Genomic DNA, 22,607 nt, shown 5'->3' with positions numbered 1-22,607 from the left:
TCCACGATCCATCCGGTTTTACGTGTAAGATATCTCTTTAAGTATCATAAGTGATAATGAATCTCATTATCAAGTGTTTTTTTCGTGACAGTGACCCGTCTTTGGGTATACTTGGTATAAAGTCACCCACAGGAGCGAGAAAGATGAGAATAAGCGGTGCTTTATCATTGGGGGCTGCCCTTGTCTGCTGGACTGCGTTTATCCTCCTCATGACAACCCCAAACCTCACATTCAGCATTGGACAACTGATTCGGTTGGACCCTTTCGGTTTTCTGCTCATAGCCGCCACCCTGTCTTTTCTTTGGGGCATAGCCGGACTGTACCCTGGAGGGAGCCGAAAGCAAATGATTCTCTCATTTGGCACCATGCTGCTAAATATGATGCTGATCTTTTGCCTATTGTATATCGTCTTCATCGGAAGGCTTATCTCTGAGGTCTAGAATTCTGTATATCCTTCCGATGAAGCCCTTAAGCTCTCCTTTGGAGCTTCTAAGTCAGCCCCAGCTCTCATTTATGGAGGCGAATCAAATTCATTAAACCAATCAGCACAGCCGTGCCTAGGGCAAGCAGGACCCACAGCGCGTCTCTGAACGCAGTAATGTACCCGTGGTGATCCGCCAGAGTATAAAACACACCGCCCAATATCGCTATCCCTAATGCCTGAGAGATTTGGGTCATCGTTGTCAGAATCCCCGAGGCAGCCCCTGAATCTTGCTGGCGGATCCTGAAAAGTATCGTCTGAAGCAGCGGGGGAGCAATGACTCCCTGGCCAGCTCCCACAAGGAGCATAAGCAGATACAGCAGCATTTTGCTTAAATGTTCTCCCGATTCATATAATAGACCGATCAGCGCAAGATCGCTGACGAGCATCAGGATCGCGCCCCAATATACGACTTTTTCGGAAAAAGCCTTGACCAGCTTTTGGGCAAGCATGGATGATGCGGCGAACCCGATTCCGAGCGGCAGAAAAGTTAAGCCTGACGCAAGCGGCGATAGTCCCAGCCCCTGCTGAAGAAACAAGACGAGAACAAAGTATAAGCCGGCGTTGCCGGAATAATAGGCTAATGTCACAAGCAGACCTCTTGTAAAAGCAGGGTATTGAAAAAGAGACAGCTGAATGAAAGGCACCCTTCCTTTCTTTTTCACATGGCGTTCATAGACCAGACCGAGCGAGATGACAAGTGCCGCCAATGCCAAGGATGCATAGGTCCACCAGGGCCATCCCGACTCCCTTCCGCTGATCAGCGGGTATATCAGGAGCAGCAGCCCCACTGTAATGGACGAAAGACCGATGATGTCCAATTTGACGACGGGCGAATCCGAGTGTGATTCTTTTAGTACGATCATGGACCCGACGATTGAGATGATTCCGAATGGAATATTAATAAAAAATACGTTCCGCCATCCCAGTCCTGCGATGTTCCATTCCAGCACAAAACCGCCTATAATTTGCCCGGCAACGGATGCCAGACCGATCACCCCGCCGTATATGCCCAGCGCAATCCCCCGCTCTCTTCCGGTGAAATGCACCTGAATAGTCGATAGAACCTGCGGAATCATCATAGCTGCCGACATGCCCTGGAGTACCCGCGCGGCAATCAGCAGCTCAGCAATTGGGGCCATGCCGCAAAGAGCGGACGCAATGGTGAAACCTGTCATTCCCCAGAGAAACATCCGTTTTCTCCCCCAATAATCGCCCAACCGCCCGCCGGTCACCAATAAAACAGCATAAGCGATCGTATAGGAAGTCACCACCCATTCAACTTGCCCGTCGGTTGACGAAAGGCCTTTTTTAATATCGGGTATCGAAACATTCACAACAAATACGTCAAGAATTGCCATAAAGGTCGCAAGCAGGATGACGGTCAAGGACCACCAGCGGTATCCCGCTACAGAAGGTGAAGCTTGTCGGCCTGTTAAAGCTTGATTTTCCATATCCTTTTCTCTCCTTTAGTCCATGTATGCAGCTGCTGATCTGATTATATGTGCTAAAATGGAGAGAAGTAAGTACGCACATTTTTGTGGTACTGTATACTTCTTGTAACTTATGAGGAGGGATCGGGTTGAAGAAAAATCCGGAATATGGCGTACTCCGCGCCGAATATCTCCAGGGCTGCTCTGTTGAAGTCGCCTTGAATATCATTGGGGGCAAGTGGAAGGGAATGATCCTGTACACCCTTCTGGACGGCACCAAACGCTTTAACGAACTGCGTCAGATCATTCCAGGTATTACGCAGCGCATGCTCACACTTCAGCTTAGGGAGCTGGAGGACTGCGGAATCGTCCAAAGAGTGGTTTATCCTGAGGTCCCCCCGAGGGTGGAATATTCGCTGACCGAGTTCGGCCAGACGATCAAACCGGTCATTCTGCAGATCAGGGAATGGGGCAGTTCTTATAAAAAAGCGATGGGCGGCCACCTTAAACAATCCAACTCCAACTAGGCACCGATTGAGATACCCCCTTATACGAAAACACTCCAGCAGTGCACAAAAAAAGGAGGGATTATTCCCCCTCCTTCATCCGTTGATCAATACCGCAAACGCCTCATACGGCCGCAGCCGCATCGCTTCGGATGGAACGGTATCCGGATAGACGGATACCATTTTCTGTCCGCCTGTTATTCCGTCACCCCGGAATGCCGCCTCTTCCTTGTTCATATTCGCTACGATCAGCAGCCGATGCTGATCCATGCTTCGTTTGTAAGCAAATACATCGGCATCTCCCACGTCAACCAATTCAAAGCTTCCGCTCTCAAGCAGCTCGTGAATGACAGGGTCTTGGGCAAACCGCCCCAACTCTTGGTAAAAGCCGTCTGCTTCTTCATCACCGCCGGTCACAGGGCAGATTCGACCCTGCATCAACTGAACGGTCAACGCCATGCATTTGGCGGGCTCTATATTCCACTGTTGTTCCATTGACATTCCGCTATGCCGCCACTGCGGAATTCACCTCCATCATGATGTTTCCTGGACGCCCGCAGCTGCACGGGACTCGACCCGGCGCTTTTTCCAAGTAATCGACAGCACCGCGGATCCCAATGCGAGCAGGACGAAAATAACGCCAACCCAGGCATTGTAATACACCGACGATCCTTCGATCACCATGCCTCCAATCGCCGACCCCAGAGCAATACCGATATGGGATGCCGAACTGTTCAAGCTCTGCTGGATGTCCGGCGATTCCGGCGCCGCTTTGATCAGGTAACTCTGCATCGAAGGAGAGATCGACCAGCTGAGCATGCTCCAAACGATCATCACGATCAGGCAGACATACACCGAAACCGTAGATACCGGCATCAGCACCATGGCCACGGCAAACACGCTGACAATGGTCAGAATGCTTTTCTCAGGCCCAAACCGGTCGGTAACCCAGCCCCCTGCCCCGCCGCCAAGAACAGCCGCGATGCCAAAAATAAAATAAAACAGGCTGAGCATGGAAGGACTCAGGTGCAGCGTCTCCTGCAAAAACGGCGTCAGATAAGCATATAAGGTCAGGTGACCGGTCAGCATCAAAATCGTAATCAGCTGGCCAAAAATGATTTTGCCGTTTTTCAAGGATGCCAGCTGCTTGCGCAGCGGCACGGTTTCGCTGGGAGGCGTTTTGGTAATAAAAATTTGCACCGCGATGAACGATATAACGGCCAGAATGGAGATCATGACAAACGGAGCACGCCATCCAAAAGCGTTGCCCAGCATCATGCCCACAGGTACGCCCAGTACGAGTGAGCCGCTGACTCCCATAAAGATAACGCCGATCGCCCGGGCTCTGTACGCCGGTTCCGCCATCTGGGAAGCCATCGTGATAGACAGCACGGTGATGAGCGCGGCGCTCGCCGCCGACAAAATTCTCGCGATCACCATCATCGTGAAATTCGGGCTGACGACCGAAAGCACATTGCCGGCAATGAAGACCAGCAGGGCGCATTGGTACAGCAGTTTACGTTCGACCCTCGAAGCTGCCGCCAGCAGCACAGGCCCCGATACGGCAAATACCACGGAATACAAAGTGATCAACTGCCCGGCTGTGCTCACCGAAATATGAAGGTCCGATGAAACGAGGTCCAGCATCCCCCCGACGATCAGCTCCACCATTCCGGTCACGAAGCAGGCGATCGCTAAAATGTAAATTTTAAAATTCATGCAGCATGTAACTCCCCTCTGTAAAAATCTCTCTGTTCAACGTTGTGTTTGGTTACTACTGCAATGGTAACCTAATTCAAAATGAGGATCAACCCCTATTTTTTGCATACAAAAAACGGGTGGATCCGGGTCCACCCGTTTTTCATGTGACGCGCTTAATATTTCAACTGAAGCAATTCCGTCATAATCTCCTCGTCGTTCAGCAGAATATCATTGTATTTGCCTGTTATTTTCGCCAGGAGCAAATCGTGATGGAAATAGTCCGTAAACACGCGCACAAACGGCTGTGACTGGGTCTTGATCGCCTGCCACGAATCATTCTCCACGCCGGCGAATACGACCTCGCGGTCGTCTACGATCAGCAGCCTGAACCGCTCCAGCATGACATGCTGCTCGCTAGGCTTCATCGGGACGATCTGGGGCAGGCCATCAGGCGTATCGCCAATCACGACACCTTCCACTTTGACGCCATTTTGCTGCTTTTCCAGCAGAATAGGCAGATACTTGTGGAAATCGTCCTCCCATGCCGAAAACCGGATCGAGCGCTCTGCATTCTCCATCATCTGCTTTAACTGGGATCCGATCGATGAGTCTGCCTTCAAGCTCCAGACATGGTCGTCGATGACCGCCTTCTGAACCTTATGCTGCTCCAGCTCCTGAATGTCCGACTGAAACTCTGACGTTAATTTTTCGATCACGAGCGGAAGAGGCAATGCGGTATACAGCTTCTTTTTTTCCGAAACGGATTCCAGCACCATCCCCTTCTCTACCATCCGGGAGATCACTTCATATATCTTCGCCTTGGGCACGCCGGAATGCTTCACGATCATCGTGGCGTCCATCGGCTGCTCCGCCGACGCCAACGCCTCGTACACCTTGCTCTCATATTGTGAAAATCCGAATTTATGTAACATGACTTTTATCCCCGCTCCCCTTGCTGCTTGGTCGGTGCAATCTTCAGCTTTGATCCGGAGGCGCAAGCAGGAAGCTTCTTACCGTTTCGACAAACCGCTCCGGCTCCTCCACATGCGGCGCATGCCCGGAGTGAAGGAACTCCACGAATCGTGCTCCCTTAATGGCATCCGCGATTTCCCTGCCCCACTCCGGCGGATTCAGACCGTCGTATTTCCCGCTGATGATCAGCGTCTCCGCCGTAATCCGGCCATAATCGGGGCGGAAATCAAACCCTTCGAGCGCCCGGTTAGAAGCGGCGTTCTGCTCCTCCGTCAACCTAGTTCCGCCCTCTTGAACATGCTGCATCCACGCTCCGACCAATGAGAGATTGTGAAACATGTACCGGCTTAAATGCTGCAACTTTGCCGGGGTATCCATAACTTCCAGTTCCTCGGCATGCTCACTGAATAAACGGGCCATCGATGAGGTCCTGCCGTTGGACTTGGGCGTGACGAGCACCAGCTTCTCCACCCGCTCCGGAGCGGCAATGGCGACTCCTTGCGCGATATAGCTTCCCATCGATCCACCCACCAGGTATACCTTGTCCAGCTTCAGGAAATCCATCACCGCGATGACATCCCGAACATGATCCGAGAGACTGTATTCTGCCGGCTTATCCGACAGGCCATGCCCTCTGGCATCGATGGCAATGACGCGAAAATCAGTGCTGAACGAGTGAATGACGGATTCCATCGAGTGAACGTCCAGGCCAAGCCCATGCAATACGATCATCGGGAAGCCGGTTCCTTCATCGACATAATGGAGCTTGATCCCGTTAACGAAAGCTTCCATACTTTCCCCTCCCCAACCGGAATGAGCTTATTTTACCATTCTCAGCAGGGAAGGCAAAGCAGCTTTCTAAGCATGCTCCCCTTCCTCCTCATGCACGGTTTGCGATTCAAACAGATGCGCCTCATGATAATTGACGTCCAGCCTTAAATTGTTGGCCAGCGCCCGGCTGATCTCACCCGCTTCGAACAACCTTTGAATTTCGTTCCGCTCCGACTGGATGGCCTTGAGCTCAAGCTCCCGGCGGACCGCATCCATCTCTTCAGCCCGCTCCTCGTGTGCAGGTTCCTGTGTCAGATGCAGCTCCAGCCCGCGGTAATCGGCAATAATCATGGCGATGGTGTCCCGGTTGCCCGCAGTCTCGAGCCCCTTGACCCGCTCTATCGCAGCCCGGATCGCTTCCAGCTTAAGCGCCTTATAAGCATTCCACTTCGGGTGGTCTGGTGTCATGCGGGCTTTTTGGTGTTTGCTGCCTTGGAACAGCCGGGTGATGGCCGACCATCCGACGATCAGCAGCTTCTTCACCTTGAAACGGGTGGACAGCAGCAGCTCGACCCGCGATATTGTGGCCTTGAACCTATCCGCAAGTTTTGGCGATATCCGCTCTTCCTGCAGCCACCGGTCCGCGGTTTCCTTCTCCGCCTCAAGCGCCTCCAGCCGGATTTCCACAGCCTCTTTCCATAATCGGTTCATTTCCGCACGATCTCTGAATCTGCACATCTGCAGCCTGCGGGAATACGCAGCGATCAGCTCGATAGCCTGCTGCCGGTTTTCATCGTTTTTCTCCTCTTTGACCGTTCGGAGACCCGCCTCAATGACACGGATGCGCGCTTGTCTCTCGGCATCCTCGGCGAGGGCGGGATCCACCTGGGGACCGCGGGTCAGGATGGGCAGTAACACGCTGGCACTGATCAGGGTCAGCAGAATGACGCCTGAACAGATAAAGAGGATCAAGTCCCGTTCGGGGAAAGGACTGTTGTCGGCCAGTGTCAACGGAATGGAGAAGGCCGCCGACAGTGTCAGGGCTCCCCGGACACCGGACAACGCTGTCAGCACGGCGGAACGGAATTGGCTGTTCGATGCCCATACCCACACAAAGCGAAGGACCATTAATACCAGCGTAATCAGAACGATATAGGCAATGGATTGGCCGTTATTGTATGCCTTGTCCTGCCATACCGTCCTGAGGACTCCGGGAATTTCGAGTCCAAGCAGCAGAAACACGAGACCGTTCAAGGAGAATAGGATGACCGACCACGTGCTGTCGGAAACGACGCGCAGGCGCGCCGATCCCGTCCTCATCCGGTCCCGTTCGATCGCATGGGTTACACCGGCAGCAACGACGGCCAAAATACCGGATACGTGAAATTCTTCAGCAATCCAATAGATCAGAAACGGTGTCAAAATAATAATCAGCATATGTAATGTGACATCTTCCATCCCAAGCCTGCGCAGCAGCATCCGGAGCCAAATCGCCAGGAAGCCGAGCAGCGCTCCGATCACAATCCCGCCGACCGCGATCACGATAAAGCTGCCAATCGCCCGCGGCAGGGAGAAATGGCCGGTAACGGTTGCGGCAATGGCAAAATTAAAAGCAACGAGGCCCGAAGCGTCGTTCATCAACGCCTCACCTTCGAGCAGGCGCATGATGCGGCCCGGGAGCTTCACCCGGCCGGACAGCGAGCCGACGGCCACCGCATCGGTCGGTGACAGGATAGCCGCCAGCGCAAAAGCCGCCGACAGCGGGATGGCCGGAATGAGCCAGTGAATGAACGGCCCTGCAATCAGCACGGTGGCAAACACGAGGCCGAGCGCCAGCAGCAGAATGAACGACCGCAGCTGCCACAGCTCGTCGCGGGGTGTCATTTTTCCATCATTAAAGAGCAGAGGCGCGATGAAGAGCAGCAAGAACAGTTCCGGATTCAGCGGTACATGATGCATGCCGGGGATGTACGTGACCGCGACGCCAAGCGCAATCTGGATCAGAGGCACCGGGACCGCCGGGATAAAGTGATTGATAACGTTCGATATGCCGATCAGAATAAGAAGAACGATGACCATCAGTAACAGTTCCATAGTGATTTCCTGCCTTCTTTCTGCCAATTGTCGATATGGCTAACATTCCCGGAAGGGGGATGATTCATGAGTTGTCAGCCGATCCGGCAGAGATAAATCATGAAAAGCAAAACCGGCTGTATGACACAGCCGGCTGTCTGTCTAATGCGTATGCAGTTACCGATAAGATGCCTGATACAAATCAAGCTGTTACGGTGTGGGAAAAGGAATGCTCTGCGCGGTCCGAATCTGCTGCAGATCGACACGCAATTGCTCCTGCACGCTGAAAGGATGGTACAGCCCCTTGGCGATCGCGTATTTGGTAATCTTCTCATGCGTATCGATCGCCTGTTCCAATTGCCGCTCCAGGATGCCTTTGATTTCCGGAGTAACGCATTCCGTTACGGCCATCGCCAAATTCCGGACGCCGCTCTTGGCGGTGACCAGAAAGTCCATGGCAATCACATCGTCGGTTAATTTGTTCATGCCGGTCATGTATTCCAGTACGGGATTCATTGCAGCGTCTCCTTTCCTTTGTTCAGAACGGCTGCAAGCTCGGCCAGCTGATCGGATGACATCGAGGCATCCTGCTGAAGAATGAGCTTGAGCTCGGGATCTGTGACCAGCGCCTGCATCGTTTTGGACTTCGTCATACAGACCGTCTTGAAGGCGGCAATTTCATGCGCCTCCAACAATTCATGCATGGTATACGTTGGATTTATCAAGAACTTCACTCCCTTACGGCTTTAGAATAACTTTGATGCAGTTGTCCGTCTTCGTATCGAACATTTCGTAACCGCGTTTGGCTTCGCTGAGCGGGATGACATGCGTAATGATGTCGGCCACGTCTACTTTGCCGGACGCCACCAATTCATACATATAAGGCATATAGTGAATGACTGGAGCTTGTCCGGAGCGGATGTTCACATTGCGCTGCATGATGTCCCCCAGCGGGAATCCGTTGTAACGGCCGCCGTACACGCCTGTAATTTGAATCGTTCCGCCCTTGCGAACGGCCTGAGAGGCGATGACCAAGGCGCTCATGGTGCCTCCTTGCAGCTTTAAGCCGCTTGCCAGAAACTCGAGGTCGCTCATCTTCCCGTCCATGCCCACCGCGTCAATGACCACGTCGGCTCCGCCCTTGGTGATTTCCTTCAGGTATGCACCAACATTGTCGTGCTGCTCGAAATTGACGGTCTCAACCTGATTGTTCTTTTTGGCATGCTGCAGCCGGTAATCCACATAGTCGACGGCGATGACCCGCTTCGCCCCTTTGAGCCAGCAGAACTTTTGCGCCAGCAGTCCTACCGGTCCGCAGCCTAGCACAACTACGGTATCCCCCTGCTTGACGCCGGCATTGTCTACGCTCCAATAGGCAGTGGGCATCACATCGGCGATTAGAGCAAGGCTCTCATCCGGCCGCTCGCTGTTTTCCGGAATTTTGAAGTGCGTGAAATTGGCGAATGGAACCCGCAAATACTCGGCCTGCCCGCCCGGATAACCACCGGTCGTTCCCGAGTAGCCGAAATACGCACCCATGTCCCCGTTGTCGTTCGAATTGTCGCACTGGCTCTCCAGATGATTTTTACAGTAAAAGCATTCACCGCAGGCAATCGTAAACGGGATAATGACCCGGTCGCCTTTCTTCAGCTTGGTGACTTCGGGCCCCACTTCCTCCACAATACCCATCGGTTCATGACCGATAACGTAATCCTCCTGCAGATTGGGAATCATACCATGGATCAGATGCAGGTCGGAGCCGCAAATAGCGGTGCTGGTCAGCTTGACGATCATGTCATCCGGTTTTTGAATTTTCGGATCGGGGACGTCCTTAACGACGACGTTTTTAACCCCTTGGTACGTAACGGCTTTCATCATGCCCGGCTTTCCTCCGTCTGCTCATCGGGCGTCCGGTCGAACATCCCTTTGCGCGAAGTATCTGCGGGGAACAGGTTCATCCCGGCAATCATGGCCGTGTTTTTGGCCGACAGCTGGTCCAGCTGGTACTGCTCATGCAGCTCATACGGGTGAAACCATTTCTTACGGATCATCAGCTCGGTGATTTCCTGATGGAGGGCAATCCCCTGCTTCAGCTGCTTTTTCAGCAGTTCCCTCGCTTCTGTGGATACGGTTTCGGTCAGGGCAACCGCGGTATTACGAACCCCTTCCTTCGCCCGAATCAAAAAGTCCATAGCAAAAGTCATATCGGCCATCTCCGGCATGTTGAGCGAATTAATCGGATCTAAATAATCGTTGTTCATCAGCGTATCACCTTCAATTTAGGATGGGGGCAGGCTTGCTTTCCGGAACCGGAGCCTGAAACGGAGCTCGTTCATAAACCGCCTTCAGCTCGTTGATGGCCTGCGTGGACTGTTCAACGTCCTTTTGCATCAGCGCCTTCAGTTCTTTGTCAAAAACCATCCCCTGCATAAGCTTCGATTTGGCGACGCAGAGCGTTTTAAAATTCAGCACTTCATGAAGATCAATCGATTCATGGGGTGCAAGCGGAAAATCCTTCATGTCTGACCTGTACCTCCTTTATTTAACGATGTCTGCAAGGATAGGTTATCCTCCTGTATATAGCTTGATTCAGTTTCCGCGGCACTCCCGGGAACATAAAATTTGCCTGCCGGGCGCTCCTAACAAAAAAGAAGCCTCTGAGAGAGACTTCTACAGTTAATCGGTTAATGGAATGTTTTATGAACATATTTCAAGGCGCACTTCAGATGGTGATCCACGATACCCTGGGCAAGCTGCCGGTCGGGAAAGCCGCGGTGAAGCAGTTTTAAGCCGCCTCCGATTAAGGAGATATGGTGGTGCAGGCGGTAGAAGGCCATCCGGTCGGGATCCAGATGGTCCTGGCGGAAATACCGGTAATGCTCCCCGAACCGAAACTCCAGAAAGCTGTGCTCATGCTCAATGTCGAAATAGGTTACACCTTCAATATCGATCAGATACGGCTCCAGATTCGCATTAACCAAAATGTGGTCCGGTCCAAGCTCGCCATGAATCAGTCCGTAAGATGTCCTTGGACGAATTCGCGATGAACATTCCTGAAGGACGGAGATGAGCCCCTCTTGAGCAGCTGCAATCTCAGGCAAATAAGAGGCTGCATACGTGATCTGCCTGAGGGCATTGTCCACCAGCTCCTGCTGGCAGGACTTCCGCGGAGGCTTGGTTTGACTGGGCCGCCCGTGCACATCTCTCGCGCTATCGTGCATATTGGCTACCATCTCCCCGATCTGCCGAAACAATCGCTGCTGCTCCGACGCATCCGGGTGTGCAAAATAGTCTTCCGCTTTGCCTCCCCCAATACGTTCGACAAGCGCATAATCAAACGCATACTCCCGGCGCTCCAGATTAAGGTTATACAGCTCGGGAGTGGGGATGCCCAATTGGGTTAATACCCGGTTGTTCTCGCCAAACAAATCGGCTCCATAGGAGCGCATATCATGATCCGAATGTTCGATTTCTTCCCGAAAGTAATTCATGGATAAATCCCAAACGTACAGCATACAGGAAAAACCGTTTAGAAAATCGAGCTGATAGACCACCTTCTGGGCCCCTCCGTTCAGCCGCGTAACCTGCGAGATCGCGTAACCCGATCCGAATACCTGCTTGGTATAATGCGTTAAATCCGACTCGGAAAGATGACATGCATTTTCCATACTGTTTCCCCGTTTCTATGATTGGATTGCCGGCATCACCAACTATACCCCAGTTCCCTGCTGAAAATATAGACTGTTTCTTTCGGTTCTGTTATGATGTTGAATAAGGTCTGGTTAAAAATGGTCGTAAGCAAAAGGAGCTGTCCCAGTAGGTCAATGAACCCTTGGGAACAGCTCCTTTTTATGTTACACGGACTTATCGGACTACCGTACCGAATGTAATTTTCATGCTCGGCGCATGGGCGAACGCAATCGACGGCGTATTGACCTGGGATAACAGGTCCTCGGCGATATAGAGCCGTTCTGCTTCCTCCTGGGTTAGCCCCCGCTCAATCAGCGCTTGAATAAAGTCTTCCTCCTGAGCCGGGCATTCAAACTGCAGGTTGCTGAATAAAGCCCTCGTCTCCTCGGAATCCTGTGCCGGGTCGTAATAGTTCACCTTATCGCTGATTCTGCTTTCGATCCGGCGCAGCCCCAGCTGCGAAAAGTAAACCGGAAGCTTCATGCCGATGTTGGCGTCCTTCCCGGTCCGCAAAGCATCCTGTTCATGCAGCTTCTGAAGTGGGCCGAGCGGCATGACTTCCGTAGATAAAACATCATCAAAATAATAGCTCGACATGGAAGCACAGCCGTGAGGCTCGTAACAAATGACCGTTCCTCCGTCCTTCACGCTTTCGGCCATCTTGGCCAGCAGCTGCAGGGGATCGGATCTATGCATAAGCACTGCGTGCGATACGGCGACATCAAAGGCGCTGCCCAGGTCAGCATCCGTCAGCTCCGCCCGAAAGAACTCGGCCTTCCAGGGCAGGTGAGCGTACAGCTCCTTGGCCGCCCCAATCTGTCTTGCTCCCGGATCGATCCCCGTATAGGTTGAGCCTTCCGGCAGGTGCGGAAGCATCATCAAGCCCAGCTGCCCGTAACCGCAGCCAAAATCGACGATCCGAACCGGAGTTTCCCATTTCCAAACCGATTTGACCAAAAACGCGATGTAGTCGTCATTATAATAAAGACTCATTCTCCGGCGCAAATACCCCATCTTCTCATCCCAATCATAAGACTCCACTGTTTCACACTCCCCGATTGTTCTGGTCATCCATATGGATACACAGTCAACAATAGTGGATATCCCTGGAAAAGTATAGTTTTAAAGTGGAGTCTGCGGGATATTTTTATGAGGCTTTGTCCGAATGAGCATCGGTTGACGGTCGGTAGCCATAGCAAGTGCTGTAAAGATGCAAAGCCCGGCAGCTCAGGATTTATCCTGAAGCTGCCGGGCTTTGCATTGTTCATGCTCTTGAATCGTTCACGAAAGATTCAATGCGAGCACCGGCACGCCGATGCCCAGCACCCACAAGAACGGAATCGAATTCACGATGACCGCGGCTCTCTTCCTCTTCTTGTAGAACGCCCAGGCCATAATGGCACAGGCAATGGTGACGAGCGGGTAAACGCCGATCACGGACACCAAGGCGATGGCCGCTCCACTGATTCCACTGTCAAACCCCATGAACGAAATTCCCCAAATCAGCAGCCACGGAACAAAACATAACACATAGATGATTTGGCTGATGACAAAATACGTCCGCATGACACTCCCCCTGGTTTGCGTTCGTGCCGGATCCTTCCGGCATCCCTCCACACCGAATTCATCCGGCGGGCTATGAGGTCATTTATACCATAAAATCTGTTTTCTCCATAGGAGAAAAAAAATCATGATCATTTCCAAGGCGACACGGAAATTCGACATTGTTTTCATGGCCTATCCGATATAATGGCAGTAGATAAGGGCTTACTGAAATTTTACTTTTTTTCTAGGAGCATAAACATGATCGTAAAACAGACAAGACACGTCTTGATTCCTTCCTTAACTACATTTATCATGTTATCTTCCATTCTGTTGGGCAAAGCCGACAGCATCTTTCTGCTATTTCTCTCCGGAGCGATGCTGACGGGGGTGATGATTTTTTTCGCCGAGTCCAGCAGCCGTTCCTTGCTTCTTCAATCCGTAAGCCTCGCTTTCTTCCATTGGAGTTCCCAGCTCAACTGGACGCAAATCATTTACTTTATATTAATTATTATGGAAACCCGAAATACGAGAAACTTGAAGTATACGCTGTCGCTGGCATTTGCTTATTCCATGTTGTATACCGTCATCCGGCTAAGCTACCTCCCCTGGGACCGTTACAATCTATTGGTTTCGGTCTACGATCTGGTTAGTCTGGTATTAATCGTCCTTGGAATGCGTTATCTCGTCACAACCGAGATTGAAAGAAAGCGGCTTTTGAGGCGCAACCAGTTTCTCGCATCACATGATCCGCTGACCGGTTTTTTGAACTACGACGGTTATGTCAGTGCCGTCAACGAATTGGTTGAAAAGAAAAAATCGCCGTTTGTACTGATTCTGCTGGATTTTCAGGACTTTAAAAGCCTAAACAAGGAAAGCATCCGCGGCGGCAACGAAATTTTGACGAGAATATCGCTCATCATCCGGACGTACTTCCCGAGCGCCTTCGCCATTTCCCGTTATGCCGGGGACCGGTTCGCCATGGTGATCCCGGATACCGACGGGTCGCTTGGACAAGCCCAGGATATTCTTGAATCGGGCAAGCTCGGCTATGAGGTGACTTACAGCACGGCCCGGTTTCCCCGGGAAAGCACAACCTCGCATGATATTATCATGCTGGCCGAAGACCGGCTGTTTCAAAAAAAGAGGATGCTGTGGCTGAAGCGGGAGGAAGAAATGTTCCGAAGCGAAAAGCTGAAAATTGTCGGCGAGCTTGCTGCGGGCATGGCTCATGAAATCCGGAATCCGCTCACAACGCTGAAAGGCTTCATCCATCTGTCCAAATCGCAGTCGTACAATATCGGGCCATGGGTCGATATCATCACCAACGAGATCACGCGCATGAACGAGCTGACGGCGGAGTTTCTGCAGTTTTCCAAGCCCCATCTTGGCAACATCCGGCCCGAGCCCATCTCACATTGCGTGGAAAGAGCAAGAAATTTAACCGAGTCGCAGGTGACTTCCAGAGGGCACAGCATCAGCATGGAGAATGTCAGTGATTCCGTCATGGTTGAAATGGAGCGGGATAAAATCGTACAAGTGCTGATAAATCTGGTGCGCAATGCCATCGAGGCGATGGAACAGCCGGGTCATATCCATATTCAGGTGCAGCAAACGAATTCGGTCGTAACCATTGACGTGTCCGATACGGGAAAGGGGATCCCCGAAGACCTGCTCCCGAAAATCTTCGATCCGTTCTATACGACCAAGGAAGAAGGAACCGGCCTCGGCCTATCCATCTGCCATAAAATCATCCAGGATCACAACGGTACGCTCACCGTCAAAAGCATGGAATCCGAAGGATCCGTCTTCACGATTACGTTGCCGGTATTGACCGAAGGGGCTTAATCGTCGATCCCTGCCATCGAAACGATTCTAAAGGTCCGATCATTATGATGATTCGATGATACAAAAGCCGCCGGGCACAGCTGCCCGGCGGCTTTATTCATTCGTGCTGGCATGAACCCGCTCTGCTAACCTTTGACCGAGCCGATCATGACGCCTTTTTCGAAGTATTTCTGTAGAAACGGATACACAATAAGAATCGGCAGTGTGGATACGATGATCACCGCATATTTGACCTGGTCCGCATACTGCTGCGCATACCCCCCGGCAGCTCCGCCGGAGCCTGCTCCGGATGAAAACACCTGGTTGGACAGCAGGATGTCCCGCAGCACGATTTGCAGCGGCTGGAGCGAATTGCTCTGGATATAGATGAGTCCGGTAAAAAAATCGTTCCAATGGGCGACTAAATAATACAGGGCGATGACAGACACAACCGCCTTGGACAGCGGAAGTGCGATTTTTACGAAAAAAGTGAAGTGACTGCAGCCGTCCATGGAAGCTGCTTCATGCAGCTCTTTCGGAATGGAGTGCTCAAAGAACGACCGTGCGATAATTAAATTGTACACATTGACCGAAAACGGGATGATAAACACCCACATCGAATTGGTCAAATGCAACTGCTTCATCAGCAGGTAGGTTGGAATCAGGCCGCCGTTAAAGAACAAGGTCACCACGAAGGCAAACATGATAAACCGGCGGGCGCGGAACTCTTTCCGCGACAAGACATAGGCGGCCGGCAGCGTAAACAGCAGGTTTACCGCCGTACCCAGCACCGTGTAAATGATCGTGTTTTTGTATCCGGTCCAAATGCGGGCATCCTTGAAAATTTCCTGATAGCCAAAAAAGCTGATATGTTTGGGATACAGCGTCACTTGGCCTGTCGACACCAGCGATTGATCGCTGACGGATGCAATCACAACGAAGTACAGCGGATAGGCCACGATCAGAAAAATCAGCACGCACAGGGCGGTAACCATCACTTGAAACAGAACATCCCCCGCACTCCTGCGATTACGATGTGTAAGTATCAATACTCCATGCTCCTTTCGGGATCGCCGTCTCTACCACAGACTGATGTCCGAGCACCGCTTGGCGATCATATTCATGACAAACAGGAAGATAAAATTAATGACGGTATTAAACAGGCCGATGGCAGCTGAATAGCTGAACTGGCTGCTGATAATCCCGATTTTGTACACGTAGGTGGCAATGACTTCGGAAACCGGCAAGTTGAGCGGGTTTTGCATCAGAAATACTTTCTCGAAGCCCGTTCCCAGGACGCTGCCCATGCTGAGTACGAATAAAATAATGATCGTCGGCACAAGGGCGGGGATGTCGACATACCGGATCGTCTGCCAGCGGCTTGCTCCGTCCATCTTTGCGGAGTCGTACAGCTGCGGATCCACGGTGGACAAAGCAGCCAAATAGATAATGCTGTTCCATCCGCCATGCTGCCAAATTTCCGACAGTACATATACGGGGACGAACGTCTTGGTCGACCCCAGCAGGTTGACATCCCCGAGGCCAAGCCACTGCAGCAGGTGCCCAATGATTCCCGAGTTCGGCGAGAGCAGCACGCTCAGCAGTCCGACCATGACGACGGTCGAGATGAAATGCGGCAAATACACGGTCGTCTGGAGCGTCTTCTTCGCCCGCTTCAACCGGACCTGATTGATGAGCAGGGCGAGAATGATCGGTGCGGGAAAGCTGAGCACAATCGTCGCCACGCTGATGACCACCGTATTTTTCATCAGATCCACGAATATGTAATTTTCAAAGAATTGCCGGAAGTAGAACAATCCCCTCCACTCTCCGCCGGTCAGCCCCTTAGTGAAGCTATAATCCCGAAAAGCCAGTTGAATGCCGTACATCGGGATGTAGTTGAAAATAAAAATAACGACAACGGCGGGAAAAATCATGATCCACAGCTGATAGTCCCGCCTGAACGTATTCAGAACGGTTTGTTTGCGTGCTTTGGGCAAAGCAGCGGCCCGCTTTAATTTGGGGCCGGATCGCGATATCATGACCAGATTACCTCCTTGTAACAGCAGTGCTTGCATGCTAGATTATCCGGCCCGGATGCAGGGAGCCTGCAGCGGACCGGGGATCGCGTTTTACAGCTTGCTTTTATAGTCGTCATAGTATTTCTGCATAATTTCGATATTTTTCAGGAGCCCTGTCTTTTTGCAATTTTCCACATAGGCGTCCCACTCCTTATCCACGCCGCCTTTGGTGATCCACTGCGACCATTTGGCCAAGGCCATCGGCACAAGCGCCGTGTTGGCGAGAGCCATCGTGCTGTTGTCCACCGCGCTGTATTTAATAAACAGGTTCGGGAAAACATCGTTGTCCTTATCAATCGAGTCCAGCACCTTCTGCAGCGGCTCCGTTTGCTTGCCGACCGACTGCATGTCTGTACCCAATGTCAGCTTCAGCGAGTCGGCGATATACATCGGTCCGTTATCGGCCCAGGTGGAAGTCCATTTCCAGGTTCCCGGATCCATGGCCTGATCCTGCGGCGGCAGTACGGCAAACGATCCGTCCCCGTTATCCTTGATGTTCGTGCCAAGCGAACCGAAGAGCACCTGCATGCTGACCTCGGGGTTGTACAATTCGTTGATGAACTTCATTGCGGCTTCCTTATGCTTGGAAGCGGCGGACATTTGAACAGTATTTGTACCGTAATTCAGCGTGTTGTAATCGTACGACCACGACTGCTGAACGGTGGAATCCGCTGTAAACTTCAGCGGCGCCATAGCCGTATACTGCGGACTAACCGTGTTGCCGAAACGATCGGTGACCTCCCAGCCCCACGTAAAGCCAACGGTAGCCGTATTTCCTTTGCCCCTCGCCACGGATTGGTATTTGGTGTAGTCCTGGGTGAATACTTCGGGGTTTATCAGACCGGCGCTGAAGCATTTGCTTAAAAATTTGACCAACTCTTTGTAACGGTCGTCGATGAAAAAGTTTTTAACTTGGCCATCCTCTACAAAATATCCGCTGCCGCTGCCGTCGGACAACGTAATCCCTTCGCTGCCCAGCAGCACGGTCGGCATAAAATAACCGAATGCGACGGTTCCCGTCGGGGCAAAGTCCATCGGGATCTCATCGTTCGGATCTCCGTTCCCGTTGGCATCCTTGTCTTTGAACGCCTTCAGCACGTCGAACAGCTCATCCCATGTCGTGGGCATCTGGAGCCCCAGCCGGTCCAGCCACTCCTTGTTGATAAACTGCCGGGTCGCCGTATCGGGCCAGAACCGCTGATACTTGGGCAGTCCGTATATTTTACCGTCCTGCTGCGTGGCAATGATTTTCGTTTCGGGTTTGGCGTCGAACATCGCCTTGACATTCGGAGCATATGGGTCGATCATTCCGGACAGGTCCTGGAACAACCCCGGAAACTGGGCGAAATCCGAATCGGTAATGGAGTTCACGCCAACGATCAAATCGGGAATATCCCCGCTGGCCAGCATGGCTCCCTTCTTCTGATCCCAATCGGCGGACACTTCCTGCCATTCGATATCAACCCCTGCCCTCTCCTCCGCATCCTGAAGCCATTTCATGTTCTCGAACTTTTGCGTGAGCGGATGCTTTGTCATGATCGCTTTCAGCTTTACTTTTCCCCCTTGCGCGGTTGGTTCCTCCGGCTCATTCCCGCCGCTGCTGCAGCCCGCCAGCAGTGATGTTCCGAGTGTAAGCGCGAGCACGGATGCGAGTATTTTTTTCATCCTTCATCCTCCCCTTGGGTTTTATGAATCCGTTTACACAAGCTTATACTCAATCCGGAGGGGGCAAAATAGTTCAACGATCGAATTTGTGTCAAAAGGTTTGCACTTGCTGATGGTGCCTTTTGATGCCGTGTGATAATTTTAGGTTCTACCGACCCTTCAATGGGTGGAAAAAGGTTAGAAATGGTGGTGAAACTTTAGATGAATGCTCATCAGCTCCGCATCGAGCGTCCAGTCCATATGGAGCTTACCGGCAAGTTCGTTGCTCCCTCTGCGGATTGGATTCATTTAAGCCGTTACTTGATGGATTACGAGCTCATTGTCATGACACATGGAACGCTGTACATTTCCGGAGACGATGAAACCTACGAGGTCTCCCAGGGAGAGTATCTGCTGCTTCCCCCGTTCACGCGCCAGAAAGGAGCCAAGCCGTCGGATTGCAGCTTTTATTGGCTTCACTTTTCGTCTTCGCAGAACCTTCCCAAGCTCGACCTCTCCCACTATACCCATGTTCACGAGAATGGGCGGATCGTCATTCCCCAATACGGCACCCTGCGTAACCCCGAGAAAATCGTCGTCATGATGAAGCAGCTCCAGGATTCGGTGCGCGGCTACAACGAACAGACATTAAATGATTACATGTCTACCGTCATCCTTTGCGAGCTCTACAACCAGCTGTTCTTCGAAAAGAACAACCCCGGTAAATCGTTTAAGCAAACCCAGCTGTACAACGATATTCTCGACTACATCAAATGGAGCCGCCACGAGAACATCAAGGTCTCCCAAATCGCCTCGCACTTCGGCTACAACGAGAAGTACCTGTCCCATCTGTTTACAACCGTCTCGGGTATTTCACTGAAACAGTACATTTTGCAGCAAAAAATGGAGCTGGCCAAATATCTGCTGACCGATACGAACCAGAACGTAAGTGAAATTTCCAGTCAGCTCGGCTACAGCGACCCGCATCACTTCATGAAATCCTTCAAAAAAATTGTGGGGTTGACCCCGACGGAATTCCGCAACGCATACTCGAAGCGGCTGCTATTTTATGAATGATTCTTCGCTGATCGTTTTCCAACATTTAGCACTTTGGGGTACAATAGAATATATGAGGAGGAATGATGATGAAACGGATGCCTTTCACACGACCCACCGAGCATTACGATGAACGCCTGCTCCCCATCGACAGACAAATCTGCCAGCTGCTGCAGCAGCGCAAAGAGATTTCGGAAGGAAATCCGGGTTACCCGCCTTTCGCGTACATTGACCAATGGGCGGCCGAAACGGGGCTTTATGAGGACTTTCTAAAAATGGTCTTTGGTGCCATCCGATCCGACGAGTTTTTCAAACCGATCGTCGAACCTGCCGGTTTCATCAAGCACGTTCCGGTGCTAGTATCACAGGAGCATGAGGGATACTTTTTCACGCTGACTTCGGTTCGGCAATACGCCAATGCCAGCGTCGTGACGCTAAATGTAGACGGTGATGTGACAATCCCGGAATGCTCGACTGACATATCCAATTTCGCGTTAGATATGGGAGAATATTATGTTTGCCGGATGGATCGGGGCGTAAGCTGCTCCGGCAACGCAACTTATAATTACGTGGTATCTCCTGCACTGCCGGACAAGCTCTCCGGTCTCGAATTCGTGTTCAGGGAGGAAATCGGATCCCCCTTCGGCGGCGAGCCGACCGGAAAGGAAGTCCGCTTCCGCTTAGAGGAATAATCAGTCAGGTAAATGACAGGTTGTCAAATTAAGTGCGACAGCTCGTCCACGAATGCTTCGCCCAATCCGTCGCAGTATGAAAATCAGGCAGAGAGCCTATATAGACTCCTCTGCCTGATTTGATACATGGGCTTATTAGGAATTGCTTAAATGACAACCCATCCCTTCTGATTCAAGGTCAAACTTGAGCCATACCGCCATCTACGAACAATTCGACGCCGTTCACATAACTGCTTTCCTCCGACGCCAGAAACATCACCGCGCTGGCAATCTCCTCCGTCTTGCCCAAGCGGCTTAGCGGAACGACATTCTTCGCCGAATCAAGAACTTGATTTAGCGATTCGCCAAAAAGATCATTATACGCTGGCGTGTGGACCGTGCCAGGGCTCACTACATTAAGTCGTATCCCTGTGCCTTTCAAATCCATTATCCAGCTCCTGGCCATCTGACGGAGAGCCGCCTTGGTACCTCCGTAGACACTAAACGCTGCTTCGCCGATCGTACCCGCCGTCGAGCCGGTTAAGATGATGTTTCCTGTCATATTTGGAAACAGCGGCAAAGCCTTTTGGATGGTGAACAAAGTACCCTTTACGTTCACGTTGAATGTTGTGTCGTACTGCTCTTCCGTAATCTGACCCAAGGGCAGAAAGCTGCCAAGTCCAGCGTTTGCAAATAGAATATCCAGATGTCCTTTCTCCTGCTTTACCGTATCGTACAGTTTGTCTAGGTCCTTCAAATTAGAAATATCACCTTGAACGCCGGTAACCCGGTCACCGATCAATTTTACTGCCGCGTCCAGCTCGCTTTGCCTACGGCCGGTAATGAATACGTAGGCCCCTTCCGAAACGAATCGTTGTGCCGTTGTAAGTCCGATACCGCTTGTTCCTCCGGTAACAACGACTACCTTTCCTTCAAATTTCCCCATATCTATATTCCTCCCATCAACGTCATCACGCATTCGTTATATGACTTCCCCATTCGCCCTTCGGCTGCAACCAGCTGACGCTTCTATCCACAATGAAATCGCCCAGTGTTCGTTCGTAATCCTTGCGGTATGGTTTAATAAACTCTTCCGCAAGCCAGCGATCTCTCGTGCCTTGCCATGTTTCATAAATAATCAAGTCATCCGGCTGATCCAGATCATCCGAAACAATGGCGCTAATGAATGCCTTCTCGGATGACATCTCCTCAATAAGGGAATACAGCTCCCTGCGGAATTCTTCTTTTTTCCCTGGTTTAACTTTGAATCGAATATTCAATTGGACTTGTTGATTGGACATGCTGACTCCTCCTATAAGCTTCATATTTTACAGTCATTCCGTTACGGCATTTATCATAACGCTAGATGAAAAATTCGACAGTAATTTAGATTACGAAGTTTTTCGGGTCATGAATCAAGCCAGTTCTTTCATCGCTTTTTCGATATGAATCATGACCATTCTGCGGCTGGTCACGATAATACCTTCATTGGATAGTTCCTGTAAGGTAAGCGATACCGCTTCTCTTGTGGCACCAATCATATTTGCCAATTCTTGATGAGTCAGGGGAATATCGATTTTTTGGTATCCATTTTCTTCTATGCCGAACTTTTTAGACAATCGGTTGAGAAAGTAAAGCACTTTACCACGCAGATCCCTAAAAACCAATTTTTCCACGAATTCATCCAGATCCCGTAGGCGTTTGCTTATTTCCGATAAAAATCGCAAAGACAATTCAGAATACTTGCGTAAAAGCGGTTCGAATTGTTCAGTCGGAATCGAAAAAACAATCGAGTCTTCTATCGTCTCCACATAAGTTCCTCTATTGCCCAATGAGAACGTTTCTACCTCGCCAAACATGCCGCCTTCGCTGAGGATGCAGACTGTATGTTGTTTGCCGGCCGAATTGGTTTTGTATAAGCGCAGTTTACCGGCGATTACGAAAAATAAGCCATTCCTTTCATCATCGGGCGTCTGAAGAATATAGTTTTTTGGAAGCTTATACGTATTTGATCTGGTTACCAATTGTTCGATTTCACGCATAATTTCTGCCGGAAGCGATTCAAATATTTTGATTTGTGGCAAAAATGAAGTTATGTTTTCCATCGCCTCATCATGTAACATTGTGACCCCTCCTTTCATTACTGCAAGCGACTACCG

The 22,607-nt window shown here is 51.2% G+C and carries 24 protein-coding genes; 4 read left to right on the top strand and 20 right to left on the bottom strand.

The features are described 5' to 3' along the window. Positions 1–507: 507 nt before the first annotated feature. A complete protein-coding gene (locus ABID47_RS16070) occupies positions 508–1,935 on the bottom strand; it encodes an MFS transporter (RefSeq protein ID WP_354498120.1) in 1,428 nt (475 codons plus the stop codon). 128 nt (positions 1,936–2,063) lie between these two features. Between ABID47_RS16070 and ABID47_RS16065 the strand changes: the two genes are divergently transcribed. After that, complete coding sequence (locus ABID47_RS16065; RefSeq protein ID WP_234489216.1) at positions 2,064–2,441, top strand: winged helix-turn-helix transcriptional regulator; 378 nt, start codon at positions 2,064–2,066, stop codon at positions 2,439–2,441. A gap of 75 nt (positions 2,442–2,516) precedes the next feature. On the opposite strand, the gene ABID47_RS16060 is transcribed toward ABID47_RS16065, so the two are convergent. The 13 genes from ABID47_RS16060 to ABID47_RS16000 form a co-directional block, all read right to left on the bottom strand. Next, on the bottom strand, positions 2,517–2,921 hold the full coding sequence (locus ABID47_RS16060; protein WP_354498118.1) for an alpha-glucosidase C-terminal domain-containing protein: 405 nt from the start codon (positions 2,919–2,921) through the stop codon (positions 2,517–2,519). 33 nt (positions 2,922–2,954) lie between these two features. Further along, the gene (locus ABID47_RS16055; RefSeq protein WP_152403708.1) at positions 2,955–4,139 is read right to left on the bottom strand and encodes an MFS transporter; all 1,185 of its coding nucleotides are present in this window, start codon (positions 4,137–4,139) and stop codon (positions 2,955–2,957) included. A gap of 155 nt (positions 4,140–4,294) precedes the next feature. Next, on the bottom strand, positions 4,295–5,053 hold the full coding sequence (locus ABID47_RS16050; RefSeq protein ID WP_116230887.1) for a TrmB family transcriptional regulator: 759 nt from the start codon (positions 5,051–5,053) through the stop codon (positions 4,295–4,297). Between the two features lie 43 nt (positions 5,054–5,096). Continuing rightward, positions 5,097–5,885, bottom strand: coding sequence for an alpha/beta fold hydrolase (locus ABID47_RS16045; protein ID WP_354498115.1), 789 nt, complete (start codon positions 5,883–5,885; stop codon positions 5,097–5,099). Between the two features lie 66 nt (positions 5,886–5,951). After that, positions 5,952–7,958, bottom strand: a complete 2,007-nt coding sequence (locus ABID47_RS16040) for a Na+/H+ antiporter (RefSeq protein ID WP_354498113.1) — start codon at positions 7,956–7,958, stop codon at positions 5,952–5,954. A 189-nt stretch (positions 7,959–8,147) separates the two neighbouring features. Beyond that, the gene (locus tag ABID47_RS16035; RefSeq protein WP_076167052.1) at positions 8,148–8,453 is read right to left on the bottom strand and encodes a spore coat protein; all 306 of its coding nucleotides are present in this window, start codon (positions 8,451–8,453) and stop codon (positions 8,148–8,150) included. After that, the gene (locus tag ABID47_RS16030; protein ID WP_354498784.1) at positions 8,450–8,641 is read right to left on the bottom strand and encodes a hypothetical protein; all 192 of its coding nucleotides are present in this window, start codon (positions 8,639–8,641) and stop codon (positions 8,450–8,452) included. Before ABID47_RS16030 ends, ABID47_RS16035 begins: the two co-directional genes overlap by 4 nt. A gap of 34 nt (positions 8,642–8,675) precedes the next feature. Continuing rightward, positions 8,676–9,812, bottom strand: a complete 1,137-nt coding sequence (locus ABID47_RS16025) for a zinc-dependent alcohol dehydrogenase (RefSeq protein ID WP_116231716.1) — start codon at positions 9,810–9,812, stop codon at positions 8,676–8,678. Beyond that, complete coding sequence (locus ABID47_RS16020) at positions 9,812–10,198, bottom strand: spore coat protein (protein ID WP_192714491.1); 387 nt, start codon at positions 10,196–10,198, stop codon at positions 9,812–9,814. The genes ABID47_RS16025 and ABID47_RS16020 overlap by 1 nt, the downstream gene beginning before the upstream one ends. Before the next feature lie 13 nt (positions 10,199–10,211). Further along, positions 10,212–10,457 (bottom strand): spore gernimation protein GerQ, encoded by a 246-nt coding sequence (locus ABID47_RS16015; protein ID WP_105443330.1) that lies wholly within the window; start codon positions 10,455–10,457, stop codon positions 10,212–10,214. A gap of 164 nt (positions 10,458–10,621) precedes the next feature. Then, positions 10,622–11,605 (bottom strand): aminoglycoside phosphotransferase family protein, encoded by a 984-nt coding sequence (locus ABID47_RS16010; protein WP_354498110.1) that lies wholly within the window; start codon positions 11,603–11,605, stop codon positions 10,622–10,624. Positions 11,606–11,801: 196 nt separating this feature from the next. Then, positions 11,802–12,668, bottom strand: coding sequence for a class I SAM-dependent methyltransferase (locus tag ABID47_RS16005; protein ID WP_354498108.1), 867 nt, complete (start codon positions 12,666–12,668; stop codon positions 11,802–11,804). Positions 12,669–12,908: 240 nt separating this feature from the next. Continuing rightward, a complete protein-coding gene (locus ABID47_RS16000; protein ID WP_354498106.1) occupies positions 12,909–13,193 on the bottom strand; it encodes a hypothetical protein in 285 nt (94 codons plus the stop codon). Between the two features lie 237 nt (positions 13,194–13,430). Here ABID47_RS16000 and ABID47_RS15995 point away from each other — a divergent pair, with 237 nt between their 5' ends. Then, the gene (locus ABID47_RS15995; protein WP_116230895.1) at positions 13,431–15,017 is read left to right on the top strand and encodes an ATP-binding protein; all 1,587 of its coding nucleotides are present in this window, start codon (positions 13,431–13,433) and stop codon (positions 15,015–15,017) included. 125 nt (positions 15,018–15,142) lie between these two features. Here ABID47_RS15995 and ABID47_RS15990 read toward each other — a convergent pair whose 3' ends face one another. The 3 genes from ABID47_RS15990 to ABID47_RS15980 all read right to left on the bottom strand — a co-directional run bounded on the left by ABID47_RS15990 (position 15,143) and on the right by ABID47_RS15980 (position 18,742). Beyond that, on the bottom strand, positions 15,143–15,991 hold the full coding sequence (locus ABID47_RS15990; RefSeq protein ID WP_354498782.1) for a carbohydrate ABC transporter permease: 849 nt from the start codon (positions 15,989–15,991) through the stop codon (positions 15,143–15,145). 84 nt (positions 15,992–16,075) lie between these two features. After that, the gene (locus tag ABID47_RS15985) at positions 16,076–16,933 is read right to left on the bottom strand and encodes an ABC transporter permease (protein WP_435530637.1); all 858 of its coding nucleotides are present in this window, start codon (positions 16,931–16,933) and stop codon (positions 16,076–16,078) included. Positions 16,934–17,128: 195 nt separating this feature from the next. Next, positions 17,129–18,742, bottom strand: coding sequence for an extracellular solute-binding protein (locus ABID47_RS15980; RefSeq protein ID WP_354498102.1), 1,614 nt, complete (start codon positions 18,740–18,742; stop codon positions 17,129–17,131). A 201-nt stretch (positions 18,743–18,943) separates the two neighbouring features. Here ABID47_RS15980 and ABID47_RS15975 point away from each other — a divergent pair, with 201 nt between their 5' ends. Continuing rightward, positions 18,944–19,798, top strand: a complete 855-nt coding sequence (locus tag ABID47_RS15975) for an AraC family transcriptional regulator (RefSeq protein WP_105443338.1) — start codon at positions 18,944–18,946, stop codon at positions 19,796–19,798. 68 nt (positions 19,799–19,866) lie between these two features. After that, on the top strand, positions 19,867–20,469 hold the full coding sequence (locus ABID47_RS15970; protein WP_354498100.1) for a hypothetical protein: 603 nt from the start codon (positions 19,867–19,869) through the stop codon (positions 20,467–20,469). A gap of 178 nt (positions 20,470–20,647) precedes the next feature. Here the strand turns inward: ABID47_RS15970 and ABID47_RS15965 are convergent, their stop codons facing one another. From ABID47_RS15965 to ABID47_RS15955, 3 genes are all read right to left on the bottom strand, one after another. Then, positions 20,648–21,394 (bottom strand): SDR family oxidoreductase, encoded by a 747-nt coding sequence (locus ABID47_RS15965; RefSeq protein ID WP_354498098.1) that lies wholly within the window; start codon positions 21,392–21,394, stop codon positions 20,648–20,650. A 25-nt stretch (positions 21,395–21,419) separates the two neighbouring features. Next, positions 21,420–21,749 carry a putative quinol monooxygenase gene (locus tag ABID47_RS15960; protein ID WP_116230899.1) on the bottom strand — a complete coding sequence of 110 codons (330 nt, stop codon included), beginning with the start codon at positions 21,747–21,749 and terminating at the stop codon, positions 21,420–21,422. A 114-nt stretch (positions 21,750–21,863) separates the two neighbouring features. Continuing rightward, complete coding sequence (locus ABID47_RS15955; protein ID WP_354498095.1) at positions 21,864–22,571, bottom strand: Crp/Fnr family transcriptional regulator; 708 nt, start codon at positions 22,569–22,571, stop codon at positions 21,864–21,866. Between the last annotated feature and the right edge of the window lie 36 nt (positions 22,572–22,607).

Source organism: Paenibacillus favisporus, from assembly GCF_040545415.1.
Taxonomy (GTDB): Bacteria; Bacillota; Bacilli; order Paenibacillales; family Paenibacillaceae; genus Paenibacillus_AQ; species Paenibacillus_AQ favisporus.
Note: the sequence above shows the minus strand (reverse complement) of the source record. Positions and strands in the feature narration are given on the sequence as shown.